The organism is Vibrio satsumensis (assembly GCF_050337435.1).
In the GTDB taxonomy this organism is placed as follows: domain Bacteria; phylum Pseudomonadota; class Gammaproteobacteria; order Enterobacterales; family Vibrionaceae; genus Vibrio; species Vibrio satsumensis.
This window is the reverse complement of the sequence record NZ_JAKJSX010000011.1, coordinates 117719-135070: the sequence shown is the minus strand read 5'-3', so window position 1 is coordinate 135070 and position 17352 is coordinate 117719. Positions and strand designations below refer to the sequence as shown.

15 protein-coding genes are annotated in these 17352 nt (G+C 45.3%); 9 read left to right on the top strand and 6 right to left on the bottom strand.

The features are described 5' to 3' along the window. The first annotated feature begins 6 nt into the window (after positions 1-6). A complete protein-coding gene (locus L4C44_RS15535) occupies positions 7-822 on the top strand; it encodes an alpha/beta fold hydrolase (RefSeq protein ID WP_285955137.1) in 816 nt (271 codons plus the stop codon). A 57-nt stretch (positions 823-879) separates the two neighbouring features. On the opposite strand, the gene plsY is transcribed toward L4C44_RS15535, so the two are convergent. Continuing rightward, the gene (gene plsY, locus L4C44_RS15530) at positions 880-1476 is read right to left on the bottom strand and encodes a glycerol-3-phosphate 1-O-acyltransferase PlsY (RefSeq protein WP_061019074.1); all 597 of its coding nucleotides are present in this window, start codon (positions 1474-1476) and stop codon (positions 880-882) included. Positions 1477-1614: 138 nt separating this feature from the next. Between plsY and folB the strand changes: the two genes are divergently transcribed. Genes folB through L4C44_RS15515 form a run of 3 tightly spaced genes read left to right on the top strand, consistent with a single transcriptional unit; the run spans position 1615 to position 3272 of the window. Further along, on the top strand, positions 1615-1974 hold the full coding sequence (gene folB / locus L4C44_RS15525) for a dihydroneopterin aldolase (protein ID WP_146490504.1): 360 nt from the start codon (positions 1615-1617) through the stop codon (positions 1972-1974). Beyond that, positions 1971-2453, top strand: a complete 483-nt coding sequence (gene folK, locus L4C44_RS15520; RefSeq protein WP_146490505.1) for a 2-amino-4-hydroxy-6-hydroxymethyldihydropteridine diphosphokinase — start codon at positions 1971-1973, stop codon at positions 2451-2453. Before folB ends, folK begins: the two co-directional genes overlap by 4 nt. A 15-nt stretch (positions 2454-2468) precedes the next feature. Further along, positions 2469-3272, top strand: a complete 804-nt coding sequence (locus L4C44_RS15515) for an undecaprenyl-diphosphate phosphatase (RefSeq protein WP_004735967.1) — start codon at positions 2469-2471, stop codon at positions 3270-3272. A gap of 88 nt (positions 3273-3360) precedes the next feature. Here L4C44_RS15515 and L4C44_RS15510 read toward each other — a convergent pair whose 3' ends face one another. Next, positions 3361-4677, bottom strand: a complete 1317-nt coding sequence (locus L4C44_RS15510) for a multifunctional CCA addition/repair protein (protein ID WP_146490506.1) — start codon at positions 4675-4677, stop codon at positions 3361-3363. A 36-nt stretch (positions 4678-4713) separates the two neighbouring features. Here L4C44_RS15510 and L4C44_RS15505 point away from each other — a divergent pair, with 36 nt between their 5' ends. Then, complete coding sequence (locus tag L4C44_RS15505) at positions 4714-6381, top strand: ExeA family protein (RefSeq protein ID WP_428805334.1); 1668 nt, start codon at positions 4714-4716, stop codon at positions 6379-6381. Next, complete coding sequence (locus L4C44_RS15500) at positions 6381-7334, top strand: general secretion pathway protein GspB (RefSeq protein ID WP_327784239.1); 954 nt, start codon at positions 6381-6383, stop codon at positions 7332-7334. Before L4C44_RS15505 ends, L4C44_RS15500 begins: the two co-directional genes overlap by 1 nt. Before the next feature lie 104 nt (positions 7335-7438). On the opposite strand, the gene L4C44_RS15495 is transcribed toward L4C44_RS15500, so the two are convergent. The 3 genes from L4C44_RS15495 to L4C44_RS15485 form a co-directional block, all read right to left on the bottom strand. Further along, the gene (locus L4C44_RS15495) at positions 7439-8050 is read right to left on the bottom strand and encodes a TIGR04211 family SH3 domain-containing protein (RefSeq protein WP_019826861.1); all 612 of its coding nucleotides are present in this window, start codon (positions 8048-8050) and stop codon (positions 7439-7441) included. A gap of 205 nt (positions 8051-8255) precedes the next feature. Beyond that, positions 8256-9518 (bottom strand): inorganic phosphate transporter, encoded by a 1263-nt coding sequence (locus L4C44_RS15490; protein ID WP_017061418.1) that lies wholly within the window; start codon positions 9516-9518, stop codon positions 8256-8258. 128 nt (positions 9519-9646) lie between these two features. Further along, positions 9647-10327, bottom strand: a complete 681-nt coding sequence (locus L4C44_RS15485; protein ID WP_010434644.1) for a TIGR00153 family protein — start codon at positions 10325-10327, stop codon at positions 9647-9649. A 207-nt stretch (positions 10328-10534) separates the two neighbouring features. Between L4C44_RS15485 and L4C44_RS15480 the strand changes: the two genes are divergently transcribed. After that, positions 10535-12052 carry a CYTH and CHAD domain-containing protein gene (locus tag L4C44_RS15480; RefSeq protein WP_146490509.1) on the top strand — a complete coding sequence of 506 codons (1518 nt, stop codon included), beginning with the start codon at positions 10535-10537 and terminating at the stop codon, positions 12050-12052. A gap of 51 nt (positions 12053-12103) precedes the next feature. Here L4C44_RS15480 and L4C44_RS15475 read toward each other — a convergent pair whose 3' ends face one another. After that, entirely contained in the window at positions 12104-12853 is a 750-nt protein-coding gene (locus L4C44_RS15475; RefSeq protein ID WP_146490510.1) for a potassium channel family protein, read from the bottom strand. A gap of 97 nt (positions 12854-12950) precedes the next feature. Here L4C44_RS15475 and L4C44_RS15470 point away from each other — a divergent pair, with 97 nt between their 5' ends. Together L4C44_RS15470 and glnE are read left to right on the top strand one after the other, a co-directional pair. After that, positions 12951-14207 (top strand): methyl-accepting chemotaxis protein, encoded by a 1257-nt coding sequence (locus L4C44_RS15470; protein ID WP_146490511.1) that lies wholly within the window; start codon positions 12951-12953, stop codon positions 14205-14207. Positions 14208-14431: 224 nt separating this feature from the next. Beyond that, positions 14432-17281 carry a bifunctional [glutamate--ammonia ligase]-adenylyl-L-tyrosine phosphorylase/[glutamate--ammonia-ligase] adenylyltransferase gene (glnE, locus tag L4C44_RS15465; RefSeq protein ID WP_428805333.1) on the top strand — a complete coding sequence of 950 codons (2850 nt, stop codon included), beginning with the start codon at positions 14432-14434 and terminating at the stop codon, positions 17279-17281. Positions 17282-17352 lie beyond the last annotated feature (71 nt).

The following is a 17352-nucleotide window of genomic DNA, read 5'->3' as shown; positions in this document are numbered from 1 at the left end:
AAGAAGATGAACAAGTTCACAGTAGACAATCAATCGATGGCGTACCTAGATGAAGGTCAAGGCCCTGTTGTTGTATTCGGTCACAGCTATCTTTGGGATAGTGCAATGTGGCAGCCACAGGTTGAGGCTCTAAAAGCTCAGTATCGCTGCATTGTTCCAGAGCTTTGGTCTCATGGTGAATCACAAGCTGCTCCGAACTCGATGCGTAACCTGAAAGATTACGCTCAACATGTTTTGGCACTGCTTGATCACCTAAACATCGATAAGTTCTCAGTGGTTGGTTTATCGGTTGGTGGTATGTGGGGCACGGAACTTGCCGAATTAGCGCCTGCACGAATCAAGTCTTTGGTACTTATGGATACCTTTGTTGGTTTAGAGCCAGAAGTTGCCCATGCGAAATACTTCAGCATGCTAGACACCATTTCTCAAACTAAGATGGTTCCTCAACCGATTGTTGAAGCGGTTGTCCCACTGTTCTTTGCCAATGATGCTCAAACCAATACGCCAACTTTAGTGGAAGGTTTTACTCAGCAGTTATCTGCTCTTGAGGGCGAGAACGCTGAAGAAGTGGCACGAATTGGTCGAATGGTGTTTGGACGTCGAGATATGATTGAGTCGGTAGAGAACTTTGCTCTGCCTGTTTTGATTGCTGTAGGACAGGAAGATAAACCACGTCCGGTACTTGAGTCATACTTAATGCACGATTGCATTACGGGCAGTGAATTAGTGGTGATTCCTGGCGCTGGTCATATTAGTTCGTTAGAGCAACCAGAGTTTGTGAACACAATGCTGAAGACGTTTTTAGATAAGCACCTGCTGTAACCTTCTTACCCTTAAAATGATCGGCTTAAACCTGTATATTCAAACGGATATATAAGGTTAAGCCGATTTTTTTTGTCCGAGTTTTGGCTCACTGCCATCGAGTAGGCGACGGATATTCTGATGGTGACGTAGCACAATCAAACAACACAACATGGCTACAGGCAGTGTGTATTGAGGTTTGACTAACCAAGCGTAGAAAGGTGCGAGCAACACAGTAACCAGTGCCGCTAAAGAAGAGTAACGAAACAAAAAAGCCACAATCAACCAAGTCGCCATGATCATACCGGTTAGATCGAATCCTATTGGGGCGATAGCGCCGAGTGCAGTTGCGACGCCTTTACCACCTTTAAAGTGGAAGAATATTGGGTACATATGGCCAAGACAAGCAGCAATCGCCACTACACCTAAAATGATCGAGTCGATATTGAGGTAGTAGCCAAGCCAGACAGGGATGGTGCCTTTCAGCATGTCACACAGGAGGACAGCAGCAGCTGCGCCTTTGCCGCCAACGCGCAGTACATTGGTGGCTCCAGGGTTATTGGAGCCTACCGTTCTTGGATCAGGAAGTCTTAAGACTCGGCATATCAAGACCGCACTAGAGATTGAACCTAGCAAATAGGCTGCAATGATCATGATTAGTGCCAATGGGGTCATGTCTTTCCTTAAACGGTTATAAGCCTAGCGATGGGAAAATAATGCTCAATCCAAGAGTAATTGATATCATATCTCGAATTACGCAAATAATACGTTTTTTTCCCCAATATGGGTATCCGACCTCTAAAAGGACAAGTCATGGCATTGGATAAAGTTTTCATTGAACAGCTAGAAGTAATTACAACGATCGGTGTTTACGATTGGGAACAAGAGATTAAACAAAAACTTGTGCTTGATATTGAAATGGCTCATGACAACCGCCCAGCAGGTAAGAGTGATGATGTGGTTGATGCTTTGGATTACTCGACAGTGAGTACTGCCGTGCTTGACCATATTGCGAATGGCCGATTCCTATTGGTGGAGCGTGTGGCAGAAGAAGTCGCTGAATTGATCATGACTCAATTCTCTGTACCTTGGATTAAAATCCGTTTAGCTAAACCGGGCGCAGTGCCGCAAGCAAAAGCCGTTGGCGTAGTCATCGAACGAGGTCAAGCATGACAATAGCCTATGTTGGCGTTGGCACGAACATAGACCGCGATAAGCATGCAAGGGTGGCATGGACAGAGCTTCAATCGTTAGGGACTAACCTTAAATGTTCTAAAATCTATCACTGTGAGCCCGTGGGTTTTAATAGCCATCCGTTTTATAACTTTGTGATAGAGCTCGACACGTCACTCTCATTGACTGAATTTTCACAGCAGCTGCGTACAATTGAGTTTAAATGGGGTCGCTCTCAAGATGCGCACAAACTTCAAGACCGAAAACTCGATCTTGATATTGTGCTGTTTGGAGAGGTGGTTTCTGAGCGCGAACCAGAATTACCACGCAGTGATATCTACAAATATCCTTTTGTAACACAACCGCTTTATGATCTTTGTCCTGCGAGAGTGATCCCGCAAGACGGAAGAACCGTCAGTGAAATATGGCAGAAGATGCAGCAATTAGACTCGCTCTCTGTCGTAGATATAAAACTATAATTTTTAAGGTAAGTAATGAGTTATTTTGAAGCGTTTATGTTGGCGTTGGTGCAAGGCTTTACTGAGTTTTTACCTATTTCCAGTTCTGCACACTTGATTCTTCCATCAGCGGTTTTAGGCTGGGAAGATCAGGGTTTGGCTTTTGATGTTGCTGTCCATGTCGGTACTTTGGCCGCAGTAGTGATCTATTTCCGTAAAGAAGTCGTCTCTTTGTTGAGCGCATTCTTTGGTTCAGTGTTTAAAGGCGATCGCAGCAAGGAAGCGAAGTTAGCGTGGATGATCATTCTCGCGACGATTCCTGCGTGTATCTTTGGTCTGTTGATGAAAGATATTGTTGAGCTTTATCTGCGTAGCGCGTGGGTGATCGCAACGACAACGATTATCTTTGGTCTGTTGTTATGGTGGGTGGATAAGAACTCAAGCCTGCGTGATGACGAATACCAAGCGGGTTGGAAAAAGGCGTTATTTATTGGTCTTGCTCAAGCAATGGCGATCATTCCGGGCACGTCTCGTTCTGGCGCAACCATTACCGCGGCGCTGTATCTTGGTTTTACACGTGAAGCAGCAGCTCGATTCTCTTTCTTGATGTCTATCCCAATCATCACTCTAGCTGGTGGTTATTTGGGTCTGAAGTTAGTGACCAGTGGTGACCCAATTCATGTGGGCACTTTGCTAACGGGAATCGTGGTTTCTTTCATTAGTGCTTATATCTGTATCCACTTCTTCTTGAAGCTTATCTCTCGTATGGGTATGACACCGTTTGTTATCTACCGCCTGATTCTAGGTTTTGGTCTATTTGCTTTCTTGATGATGCAGTAGCGCTCGACTTACGAAGACAAATGTTTCGTCCTACAGATTGAAACGGAAAAACCCGCTTAGTTGCGGGTTTTTTAATGCGTGCTTACGACTAACTATCAGTGAGTTCTGATAAAGATCCTTCAATAGCCACCGCTCTGCGCTTCTCTTGCTCTTCTCGAATATCTTTACCTTTAAAGCCATCAGCAATGATCGCTTTTACTTCAACTTGAAGCGCCGCTTGATAGGCCGCTTCAAAACGAGCCTTTTGAGGGTAAGGCTGATCTTCTAACCCTCTACGGCCTGCGTGGTCAGCTTGGCAGCAAAGCAAGATGTCGTTGAGTCGTTCTGGTTTACGCCAAACATCGAACTTGTTGAGAACCTTAAGGAAGGTTGTAGGTTTGAGCTCACTAGCACGATGGATATTAGAATGCTGCTCGCACACTAACAGAGCAAGATCTCTGAATTCGTTGGGTACTCTCACTCGTTCACATAGCTTCTTAATGATTTTCAAACCTGTGTGGCAATGCATTTTGTGGCTTGGCCATTCACTTTCAGGTGTAACGCCTTTACCTAAGTCATGCACTTGAGCAGCAAAGCGTACCGGTAACGATGGGCTTAATAGTGCAGCTTGTTGAGCAACCATCAGAGTGTGAATGCCTGTGTCGATTTCAGGATGCCATTTTTCAGGTTGAGGGACGCCAAATAGAGCGTCAATCTCAGGTAATACGATTGCCAATGCACCACACTCTTTCAATACAGAAAGGAACACTTCTGGGTGTGGTGTACTGAGTGATTTGTGCCACTCTTGCCAAACTCGTTCGGCTGTAAGGTGTGCCAGTTCTCCTGATTCAACGATTGTTGCCATCATCACCATGGTTTCTGGGGCAACTGTAAAGTTGAGATGGTGAAGCTTGGCAGCGAAGCGAGCCACACGTAGCACGCGAAGAGGATCTTCAACAAAAGCGTCCGATACGTGTCTTAAGATACGATCGGAGAGATCTTTCTGGCCATGGTAAGGATCATAAAGTTGGCCTTCATCATCTTGAGCAATAGCGTTGATAGTCAGATCGCGACGCATGAGGTCTTCTTCCAAACTCACATCTGGTGCAAAGTAACACTCGAAACCTGTATAACCCGAACCTGACTTTCTCTCCGTACGAGCCAGTGCGTGCTCTTCTTTGGTTTTTGGGTGTAAGAATACAGGGAAATCTTTTCCGACAGCAGTAAAGCCAAGGCTTTCCATTTCTTGAGGGGTACTTCCTACCACGACCCAATCTCTATCATAACTATCAATATTGAGCAGCTTATCGCGTACCGCTCCACCGACTAGATAGCGCTGTAGCCCATTGTCTTTTGGTAGGCTATCGTATATTTGCAACTTATCACCTCGAAATGTTTTATCACTGCTGGACTTTACTGCGAGCAATGGTACTTTCCATTAATCGTAATTATAGGGCAGCACATGTATAAGGAATATTTTGGCTTCGTTGAGATGCCATTTTCGATTGTACCAAATTCTCGCTATTTGTTTTTGAGTCAGCGCCACCAAGAGGCAATGCAGAACCTACAAGCCGGTTTAGGCGAGGGTGGGGGCTTTGCGATGCTTACTGGTGAGGTGGGTACAGGGAAAACAACGGTCGCTAAGGCGATGTTGTCTTCACTCGATAATCAGACTCAAGCCGGCCTTATACTTAACCCTACATTTTCCAATACAGATTTACTTGAAGCTATCTGCGATGAGTTTGAGGTCGAGTACCCAGAACAAGCATCGCTGAAGCAGCTGAGTCAGGCGATTCACTACTTCTTATTGGATAGCCATGCAGAGGGCATTCAAACCTTATTGGTGATAGACGAAGCTCAACACCTTGCTGCCGATGTGTTGGAGCAGCTTCGCCTTCTGACCAATTTGGAAACAGACAGTCGTAAGCTATTAAAAGTATTGTTGGTTGGTCAACCTGAATTACAACAGCATTTGCAGACCACGCAACTGCGTCAATTGGCGCAGCGTATTACAGGGCGTTACCATTTATTGCCTCTCAATATTGAAGAGACCGGTAAGTACATCGCGTTTCGTCTGGAGACGGCAGGTGGCGAGCAGATGTTGTTCTCGAATCGCTCCGTCAAGCTGATTGCTCAATATACTCATGGCATTCCAAGGCTGATTAACTTGGTGTGTGATAAGGCGCTGCAGTTAGCTTTTCATGAGGGAGAGCAAACACCGAGCAATGAAACGGTTAACCGAGCGTGTCAGCAGGTTATGTCCTTTCAGGCCGAGGTTTATCATGTCGATAAACCTCGCGCAGCGAGCGTGCTACCAAAGCTCGTTCAGTACGCTGGTGCAGCTACCTTGAGTGTCGCACTTGCGATGGCAACCTTTAACTTTGCCCCAACGTACATAGATTCATGGTTAACAACCAAACCTTCAAATGAAGTCCAAGCTGTAGGCTCAGCAAAGATGCAACGGTCGTTAGTCGCGGATACGCCTGAGGTGGTTGAGTTTGAGACAGACAAGTTCGCACTGCCAGCACATATTCAACAACACTTGATGCAAGGGACTAACCGCTCGCTGGCTATCAAGGATTTATACACCCTTTGGGGATATCAGTCTTCATTGCGAGACGGTTTATGTCTAAGCGAGCCGCAAAGTGTTTTCGTATGTGAACAGCAACAATCTAGCTTGGATGACCTATTTGAGTTAGGCGTTCCTGTGGTGCTGAACTTAGACATAGAACAAGAATCTGTGTTTGCTGTGCTTTATGGTGTATCACAAGATTCTGTCGAACTACTGGTTAACGAAAAACTCTTAGTCATACCTAAGCAATCTCTAGAGCAGATCTGGCAGGGTGATTATGTCGCGATTTGGAAACAGCCGCTGCGAGAGACGCTGAAAGAGGGTTACCAAGGTGAAGCTGTGGCTTTGCTCGATTTGTTGCTTTCTGAGGTGTTGGGAGAGGTTGTGTCTGGTAGTGATGTATTTGATTACGAATTAAAAATGAAGGTTGAAGCGTTTCAAACTTGGCAAGGTATGTCGGTTGACGGCATCGCAGGTCAACGAACATTAGCAAGGTTACAAAGATTAGCTCAGCTTGATTCTCCGAAGTTGATGTCATTAAGTGGAGGGGCAAGCTAATGTCACGTATTATGCACGAGCTGAATCAGTCTTCGGTTACACAATCATCTCTCAATAAACCTAGCTTTAAAGGCTACCAAAATCACCATGTGCCGAACTCGGTAAAGGGCATCAGCAACAAACGTGGTTCGTCGTTAGCCATGGGGTTACTTCTTTTGCTTGTGCCTTCTTTGTTGGTAGGCGGTACCTTGGTTTATCAATCATACAATCAACAGCAAAACTCGATTAGCCAAGTTGCCAATGTAGATCTACCAGAGTTAAAGCTTCCGTCAGACCTTGACTCTCAAATATCTGAGGCTGACATAGCAAGCATGGAAGCCGCGTCAGCGGGTGCGGAAGACGAAGTACTGTTCGCCGTTCGTCCGGCACCGGCAAGCCAACCTTTGAAAACACTTCCGCGCCAAGAAATGTATGCAAAGATTGACTCTGAAAGTACGAATGTCGCTGGTGGAGCTATTGTGCCTGTTGCTAGCTCGGAGAGCAGTGCGCGAACATCAGAAGAGTCAGAACTATCACTGGCTCAGCCTGAGGTTCAGCCAGGTGCAAGCAATGAGGGTAGGGCTCTGCAATCGGACAGTGATTTATTGCAAGGGCTAGACCTCAGTGAGTTACCACCTGATTTAGCATTGAAGCTTGAATCTATCATGGGTGATCAACAAAGCGCACCTGAGCCGATGGATTCAAGACCTGCAGGACAAGTAGGGTCACAGGTCATTGAGTTGGAAACGCATACCAATAGCTTGTCTGGGGTGTTACCTAAGTTAGACTTACAAACTCACATGTATTCGAGTAGCGAAACCAAGCGTTGGGTCAAAGTGAATGGCCAAGAGGTGGCGCAAGGGGATTGGATTGGGCGAGACATTCAGTTACTCGAGATTAAGCCACAATCGGTGATCATAGAGTTCAACCAGCAGAAGATAGAAATCCCAGCTCTGTACGAGTGGAAAGGCTAGCGAGTTTCAAGGGCACTAGATGACAGGCAAATAAAAAGGAGCACCTCGGTGCTCCTTTTTGATATTCGATACTGAATTTACTGTACCTGAGACAAGCGTTAAGTCTACGCCCAACCGTTTGGTGACTTTCTGCGACGAGGCATAATGTGTGGCAGAACAAGGCCTAGAAGTAGACCAATACCCGCAACACCACCACCGTACATGAAGTACTTTAATAGTAGGTCGTCTTTTTGAGTGTCTAGCTTAGCGCGTAGTTCACGGTTCTCTGTTTGAGAGCTCGTTAGCTGTTGGCTAATCTCGCTGTAGTTTTGCTCAAGTTCAGCAATCTGCTTGTTACGAGAATCTAGAGAGCTCGCTAGGCCAGCTTTTTCGCTGTCAGCACTCTGGCGAGCGTTCGCTAGCTTGCCTTTAACTTCAGTCAGCTCTTTCTCTAGCTTGGGCATACGTAGTGCCATGCTTTCTTTTGTGCTTACAAACTTACTTTCAACCCAACCTTTACGGCCGCGGTTGTCTTGAATCTGGGTGTAACCCGTGCTCTTGTTAGTTTGTAGGTATGTAATCTTTTCACCAGCATCAACACTGCCGATGATACGGAAGGTGTTGTTTGGGCCAGAATGCATATAAGTAAATAGTTTGTCAGCAATATAACGGTCTTGTGCAAAGGCAGCTGGAGCCGCAAGCATTGCGAACAAAACTAAGCTAATCAGTTTTTTCACAGTAAATCCCTTAACGATTCAAATTGGGTAGGCGTATGAGTCAGCCTCAATCAGCAAATAATATTTAGTTTCTTTATGCGGTGCAACAAAGAAGGGAGGCAAAGCCTCCCTTTCTGTGCGTTTGAGTCAATAATGACATGGCATTTACATATCGTTACTGAAGCTCACACTATTCTGACGCTAGTATTCACTAACGCAGTCGCGATTACATAGTAAACGCAGCTTGAATTCCGTAGAAGAACACAACAGCAAGTAGAGCACCTGCTGGCAGTGTCACAATCCAAGAAGCCACGATATTACGTACAACGCCTAAGTTCAGAGCTGCGATACCACGAGCAAAACCAACACCTAATACCGCACCAACGAGTGTTTGTGTAGTAGAGATTGGAAGGCCAGTACCTGAAGCTAGTACAACCGTACATGCAGTTGCAAGTTGTGCAGCAAAGCCACGGCTTGGTGTTAATTCTGTAATACCAGTACCAACGGTTGCCATTACTTTATGACCCATTGTTGCAAGACCAACAACGATACCGAAACCACCTAGAGGAAGAATCCACCATGCGATAGTACTCTTACCTGTGATTTCACCCATGTGTTCAACGGTTGATACAACAGCAGACAGTGGACCAATCGCGTTCGCAACGTCGTTTGAACCGTGTGCAAATGCCATCGCACACGCTGTGATAACCATTAGTACCGAGAAGATGCCTTCAACACCGGCAAAGCCGTGGTCTTCTTCACGATTAGCAAATTTCTTCTGGATGTATAGGTAACCGCCGATCATAACAAGTGCAGAAACGCCAGCAGCCCAAACCCATGCTTCAGTGTTGCTTAGGTGAAGACCAACGTGCTTAAGACCTTTCTTGATGGTTACAAGTGCAATTACCATTGTTGTAATGAACATGTACACCGGTACAAAGCGCTTCGCGTTGAATAGCGGGTTCTCTGTATCAAAAATCAGTCGTTGAGCACTTACAAATATCACGTAAGCGAAGAAGCCGGAAATAACGGGTGTGATAATCCAACTGCCCACAATACCTTGAACACTGTTCCAGTCTACCGCTTCAGTACCTACAGAAATACAAGCAAAACCGATGATTGCACCGATGATTGAGTGAGTCGTAGAAACAGGCCAGCCCATGTAAGAAGCGAGAAGTAGCCATGTACCAGCAGCAAGAAGTGCTGACATCATGCCGTACACAAGTACATCAGGTTGATGAGCGAATAGAGACGTTTCGATAACACCTTTACGGATCGTGTCTGTTACTTCGCCGCCCGCAAGGTAAGCACCTGCGAATTCAAAGATCATTGCGATAATGATCGCTTGTTTAACGGTTAGAGCTTTAGAGCCTACTGAAGTGCCCATTGCGTTCGCAACGTCATTTGCACCAATACCAATAGCCATCAAGAAACCGAAAGCTGCTGCAACAATAATCAGGACAGTGCCGTAGTTAGCAAGGATATCCATCGTAATACCTAGTTGTTTGATAACAAGCGGAACAAATTTAGACGCAAAAAACCGCTCAGCGAGAGAAATACTCAGCGCATAAGTGGTTTGTTCAAAAAATGCTCTTCGTTATATGGTTAACGTATGATTTAAGATCGAGAAAGCATTACTTCAAGACGAGCGCCAACACGCTGTGCTTGATCTGCAATACCACCAACCCATTCAAGAATTTTGTATAAGAACATGATATCAACTGGATTCAGGTCGCCTTCAATCGCCATTAGTTGTTGGCGTAGTTCGATCTGCATCGCATCCGTGTCATCTTCAATTACATCTAATTGATGAATCATTTCGGCAACGAGTGTTACTTCACGGCCTTTAAAGCCAGTCTCAAGTAATTCGTCTAATTCATTGATTACGTTTTGTGCTTGGTTCGCTGCATCTAGACAACGTTTAACGTAAGCGATGAAGTTTTCTTGCATAGGAGCAGGAATGACAAGTTGACGACCATATACACGGCCAGCAATGTCTTTCGCTAGGTTTGCGAGTTTGTCTTGTTGCGTTAATAGCTCCAACATATCGGTGCGATCAACTGGCATAAACAAACCACGAGGAAGTTTAAGGCGAATTTCACGTTTTAGTACGTCAGCTTCTTTCTCAAGGTGAGAAATTTGAGCTCGAATTTCTGATGCTTTTTCCCAGTCACCTTTTGAAGAAACTTCAAAGAAATTAACTAGGTGAGAACAACATTCGTTCACGCATACTACGTGACGCTGCAAAGGTTTAATTGGGGACTTTGCAAATAACCCCATAATTGTATTTACTGGCATGGTCATCCAACCTAATAAATAATAACCTTAAAACAACATACACCATATTCATGGTGAAATGTTAAGCGATGGCTACAAAGTCGCGCATGTTAACCTAATCAATCTCTCATTAAAACTGTTTTAGATCATCATAAGGGCGATATTTCTGACTTGCCGACTTTTCAAATTGGCAATATCCTGTCCCTATCTTCACAGAAAGGTATAACTATGGAAACCGAGATAGAACTGAAGTTTTTTGTTTCTCCTGAATTTTCAGAGACTTTACGCAATAAAATTGCTGAAACTAAAGTACTTCAGCACAGTTGTCGTGAGCTAGGTAACATCTACTTTGACACCGCTGACAACTGGCTACGTAAGCACGATACTGGCTTACGCATTCGACGCTTTGATGACGTATTTGTACAAACCGTAAAGACGGCTGGTCGTGTGGTTGCTGGCCTACATCAAAGGCCTGAATACAATGCAGAACACGACAGCAACGAACCTAAGTTAGCCCTGCACCCAGAGGACATCTGGCCAGCAGGTAAAGACATCGAAACGTTGCAAGCTGAGCTGACTCCTCTATTCTCTACCAACTTCACGCGTGAGCAGTGGTTGATTGGTATGCCTGATGGTAGCCAAGTCGAGGTCGCATTCGACCAGGGCTTCGTTGAATCAGGCGACCTGCAAGAACCGATTTGCGAAGTCGAATTGGAGCTTAAATCCGGTCAAACGGATGCGCTATTTACATTGTCTCGTCAATTCTGCGAGCAAGGTGGCATGCGTTTGGGTAACCTAAGTAAAGCAGCTAAGGGTTACCGCCTTGCTCAAGGTTATCAAGGAGATGAAGTTACTCCTTTGACTTTAGTTGATACTGATAAAAGTGATACCGTTGAATCGTGTTTCATTCAATCTTTAGAGCACGCTCTCGCTCATTGGCACTATCATGAGCAGATCTTCACCGAGCGCCAATCTATTGAAGCACTGCATGAGATCAGCCACTCGCTCAGCTTTATTCGTCAAACCTTCACTATCTATGGTGGTATTGTCCCAAGACGTGCAAGTGCTATTTTACGCCAAGAGCTCAAGTGGCTTGAGCAAGAGCTCGATTGGCTGAAAAGCTATGATCACTTCGAAGACTTGTTGGAAGATAAAGGCCATGTGCTACGTAAACTCGATGCGCGCAAGTTCTTGGTTGCTGAGCTTAAAGAGATGCAAGAGCAACTTCCCGATCGTGAAGAGCTGCTTACCTTGTTGAGCTCTGCTCGTTACACTGGTTTATTGTTAGATCTGAGCCGCTGGATCTTATCTCGTGGCTGGCAACCTTTCTTAGATGAGAAAGCGCGTGAACAAATGGGGCGTGGTATCGAATGGTTTTCGGTGCAGCAACTCGATCGTACATGGGCTGACTTGATGGAAGCTTTCCCTCCAGAGCGAGTGATGACCAGCCAAGCGTATATCGATCAGCAATACCGTTTGATGCGTAATCTATACTCTGGCGTCGGTTTTGCGAGTTTGTATGACGACGATGAGCGCAACAGCTTCCGTTTGCCATGGGCCGATATGGTGCAAGGCATTGATGACTTGCTGGCACTGAAAACATTAGAGCCGTTAACTGAGAAGTTGGAAGGTGACGAGAAGGTTCAGCTAGAGCGTTGGTTGGCTCGTCAAGAAGTGTCCATTTTGCATGCGATGGAACAGACACGCCAAATCAGTGTTGAGGTTGAGCCATATTGGCAAGACTAAATTCAACACCTGTATCAATATAAGTATGAATTTGAAAATAGGGCTTCGGCCCTATTTTTTTATTTGTTGTTCGAGCTTCTCTAGTCGTTCGAGGATTTTCTGTTGTTGCTCAATGATCTTCTCAAGATGCTTCTCTTTGCTTTCAGCGCGTTGATTCTCAAGGTGAGTTGGGGAGGTAATCAAAGAAGTGATCAAGCCTGAAATCATACCAAACACACCCACACCGCAAATGATTACCAGAGAAGCGACTAATTTTCCTGAACTCGTGACTGGATAATGATCGCCATATCCTACGGTACTGATGGTAACGAAAGCCCACCACAAAGCATCTTGTCCAGTGGTAATGTTGGCGTTGGGGTCTTTGTGCTCTAACAGCAGTATTGTTCCGGCTCCTATGGTTAGGAGAATGACCAGCAGCAATATAATCGAGGCGAGGGTGGTTTCTTTGCGGTTGCGAAATAGCTCTCTGAGAACGCGTTTACCCGAACGAAGAACAAGAATGACACGCAGGATCTGAAAAATGCGAGCGAAACGAAGAGGCTCGATCATTGGGATGCTTGCCAAGAAATCGATCCAGTGTACTTTTATATATTCTTTTTTGTTTTGTGATCTGAATAGATCAATAGTGAGCTGAAAAAGAAAAACACTACAGATTATAAAATCGAGGCCGATAAGGACTTGTTTCGATTCTTTATCGATCGGTACGAACAATAAGCCTGAGATCACAAATAACGCTAAGAAAGAGAGAATCAGTGACAATAAGCTCATCGGCTTAGTGGCGTCTTTGGTATTATTCAACATTCATACGAGGCTCAAAATAAATCGCGAACTTTGACTGACATAGCCACCTCGCGGATATAGAAGCCATCAATATATAAGAATTAATGGAGAACTGACAATGACTAAACTGTCATTCAAGCCGTGGGAAAGGATAATCTCTGACGTTCGTCTCGTTCCGAAAATGATTATGCTGATGATATTCAGCACTATCTTGATCATTTCGAAGCAGCTTTGGGACGCAAGTACGTTTTACGATTCATTGCTTGCTGTAACCAACAATGCGCAAGTCGCACAACAGCATTACGAGACTTACCTAGTTCAAGTGGCTTGGCAAACAGCCTTGATGATCATTGTGTTTGTGATTCTTCTATTAGCTGCGGCTCGCGTTATGCTGCGTCAGACTCAATACCTTAATGACGCAATTAAAACTATGGCCGATAAGAACCTATCAGTGCCGATTCAAATGGATTGTAAAGATGAATACGGCGATGTGGCACGTGAACTTGAAAAAACTCGTGTCCAACTGAACGACATGATCAAAACTCAGGTGGCCTCTTCTGATGAACTGTTTGCTCTGACGGAAGTGATGACCATCAGCATGTCTGAAACCAAAGAGTCAGCTCAAGAAGAGTTCAATGAGATCGATCAGCTTGCGACAGCAATGAGCGAGATGACCTCTACGGTGCAAACTGTAGCCGAGCATGCACAAAGCGCTTCTTCATTGACGGAACAGGCATCAGGCCAAGCATTGACCGGTCAGAAGTTCGTTCAAGGCTCAGTTTCTAAGATGAGTGAGTTATCTTCAGATATCGCAGCATCTGCAGCAGCGGTAAACCAAGTTGAAGAGCGCGTTGACTCAATTGGTAGTGTGGTTGGTACTATCCAAGGCATTTCAGAACAGACAAACCTTTTAGCATTGAACGCTGCGATCGAAGCGGCGCGTGCAGGTGAAGCGGGTCGAGGCTTTGCGGTTGTTGCCGATGAGGTTCGTAACCTTGCGCAGCGTACTCAACAAGCGACGGTAGAGATTCAGGACATGATCAGTCACCTACAAAGCAGTGCTAATTCTGCGGTAGAGCTGATGGAGAAGAGTGTTGTTGAAGCGGCTGAAGGCGTTGATTTGGTGACTAATGCTGGCACAGAGCTTGATGGTATCGTAAGCCAAGTTAACCAAATCAATGACATGAACTTCCAAATCGCGACAGCTGCAGGTCAACAGAGCAGCGTTGCAGAAGAGATGAGTGTCAACCTGACCAATGTTCGTGAACTTGTCGAAGCTTCAGTTGTGGTTGTTGGTGAGCTGTTAGAGACCTCTCAGCTTATGGAGAGCAACGCGCAAGAACTCGACGGTAAGATTAAGCAATTTAAGGTTTAGTCCTTAGCACCTAATCTTCATCCGTAAAGGCTTATTCCCAGAGACTTTTTCTAGGTTGTAAGCTCAACCAGATAAGTTAATCGATAAAACGCCCACATTGCTAATGTGGGCGTTTTTTATTGGCGTAACTTTGGTATAACTTATCTTTAGTTATGAAAACTCGTTATTGAAGAACTGAATCGATAAACCGATTGTTCAGCGCGCAGCTTATACAAGGAAGAAACATGCCATTGCCTTCTCAAATCGTCACTCACTCACAGTCTGCTTTTGAGCAATTATTAGAGCATCAAAGTGAAGCCATCAATACTTGGCCTGAGCCACTGACTGAGGATCTTAAACGTGTACTCGGTTTAAGCTGTTTTATTAGTGATTGCTTGCAGCGTGATACGGTTTTATGTGGTGATTTACCTAATATGTTGGCATGCGAAGAACGTGCTGAAGGGTACCGAGAACGACTGGCTGAATTACTTTCTGGCTGCACCGATGAAATGAGCGGTCAGCGCGTGCTGCGTCAATTTCGCAATCGAGAAATGACCTATATTGCTTGGCGTGATTTTATGGGCTCATGGGAGCTAGAGCAGAGCCTAAACCACCTATCGATGTTGGCTGAGGCGATGATCTTCGAGACCTATCAATGGCAGTACGATATTTGTTGTAAAGAGTGGGGTACACCTTGTAATGAACAAGGTGAAGCACAACCGATGCTGATCATTGGTATGGGCAAGCTAGGGGGTGGTGAGCTCAATTTCTCTTCTGATATTGACCTGATTTTTACCTATCCTGAGAATGGCGAAACCCAGGGTGCAAGACGCAGTATCGCCAACGCACAATTTTTCACACGCTTGGGGCAACGTATTATCAAGGCACTTGACCAGCAAACCTTTGATGGATTCTGTTATCGAGTCGACATGCGTTTACGTCCATTTGGTGAGAGTGGTCCACTTGTGATGAGCTATGCGGCACTTGAAGATTATTACCAAGAACAAGGTCGTGATTGGGAACGCTACGCGATGGTCAAAGCGCGAGTGATGGGCAGCGAAATGTATCCTGAGTATCAAGAGCTTCGCCAAATGTTACGCCCGTTTGTTTTCCGTCGTTATATTGATTTCAGTGCGATTCAATCTTTGCGTCGTATGAAGTCGATGATCAGCAGTGAAGTTCGCCGTCGTGGCCTCTCAAATAACATCAAACTTGGCTCTGGTGGTATTCGTGAAGTGGAGTTTATTGCGCAAGTTTTCCAATTGATTCGTGGTGGGCGTGAACCTAGCCTTCGTGGTAGAGGTCTATTGGAAACGTTAAGTGCGATTGAGTCTCTTCATCTGCTAGAGTCCCAAGAGGTAAGGCATTTACGCGAGGCTTACCTGTTTCTGCGTCGTCTTGAGAACCTATTACAAGCGATGGCTGATAAGCAAACTCAAACCTTACCTGATGGTGAATTCGAACAGTTGCAACTCGCTGTCGCAATGCAATTCACTGATTGGGAGAGTTTGATTACTGCAACTCGCGCCCATATGACCAATGTACATAGTGTGTTCGAAGAGCTGATTGGGGTTGATGAAGAAGATGCTAACCCAATCGCGAGTCACTTCAGCGAGTTGTGGGATATGGCCCATAAGCCGGATGTTATCGAGCATGTATTGGAGCATGATGTTGCTATCGCCAACCCACCAGAAGCGGCGAAAACTATCATTCAATTTAAAGCGGATATCGCTAAGAAAACTCTTGGCCCGCGTGGACGTGAAGTTCTTAATCGACTGATGCCGAAAGTCTTTCAGGCCTTGTATACCGCTAAAGACGCTGAGTTTGGCTTATCACGTGTATTGCATCTACTGCATAAAATCGTCACACGTACCACTTATCTAGAGTTGCTCGATGAGCACCCTGCTGCATTGACTCAACTTGTTCGCTTGTGTACCGCGAGCCCGATGATCTCAGAACAGCTTGGACGTTACCCAATTCTGTTAGATGAACTTATCGATCCTCAGCAGCTCTATAATCCAGTGCCGCTCGAGTCTTACAAGACAGAATTACGCGATTATCTTGCTCGTATTCCTGAAGACGATATGGAGCAACAGATGGAAGGTCTGCGTCAGTTTAAGCAGACTTGTATTTTGAGGATCGCAGCTGCGGATATTGCGGGTGCTCTACCTGTCATGAAGGTTAGTGATCATTTGACCTACTTAGCGGAAGCCATTGTTGAAGCCGGAGTTAACCAGGCTTGGTTACAGGTGTCAGCAAAGTTTGGTGAGCCGACACATCTTAAAGATCGTGAAGGTCGTGGTTTTGCTGTTGTCGGTTATGGCAAAGTGGGCGGTTGGGAGCTTGGTTATAATTCCGATCTCGATATTGTGTTTATGCATGACTGCCCGGTACATATCTATACTGATGGTAAGAAAGAGATCGATGGACGCCAATTCTACTTAAGATTAGCGCAGCGTATTATTCATATTTTCTCGACTAGAACCGCTTCCGGCATTCTGTATGAAGTTGACACTCGTTTACGCCCTTCTGGTGCATCTGGCCTGTTGGTGAGTCCAACCGATGCCTTTGATGAGTATCAACACAAGGATGCATGGACATGGGAGCATCAAGCACTGACTCGAGCTCGTATGATCTACGGTGATGAGCAATTGGCTTCCGCATTCAACAAAACACGTCATGAGGTGTTGTGTTTGCCACGTGATGAAGCAACGTTGAAAAAAGCTGTGGTGGATATGCGAGAAAAAATGCGTGATCACCTTGGCGGTAAAAAAGCCGATCGATTCATGCTAAAGCAGGATGCTGGTGGCATTACCGATATTGAATTCTTGGCGCAATATTTAGTCCTTCGATACAGTAATGAGAAGCCAAAGCTTACTCGTTGGTGTGACAATGTCAGAATCTTTGAAAGCCTGTTGTCACAAGGGATTATGGACGAGCAACAAGGGGTGGCATTAACCCATGCTTATACAACGTTAAGAGATGAAATCCACCACCGTAATCTACTCAATCTTGATGCGGATGTGGCGATTGAAAAGTTTGAAATGGAAAGAGAACATGTTGTTCAAGCATGGAAGCAGTGGATGGAAGCGTAGCTTGTCTTTCGCTTAGCTGTCACAGTGCCTATCGAGGTAGGCTTTACTCATTTTTCTAAGGTTTAGCCACT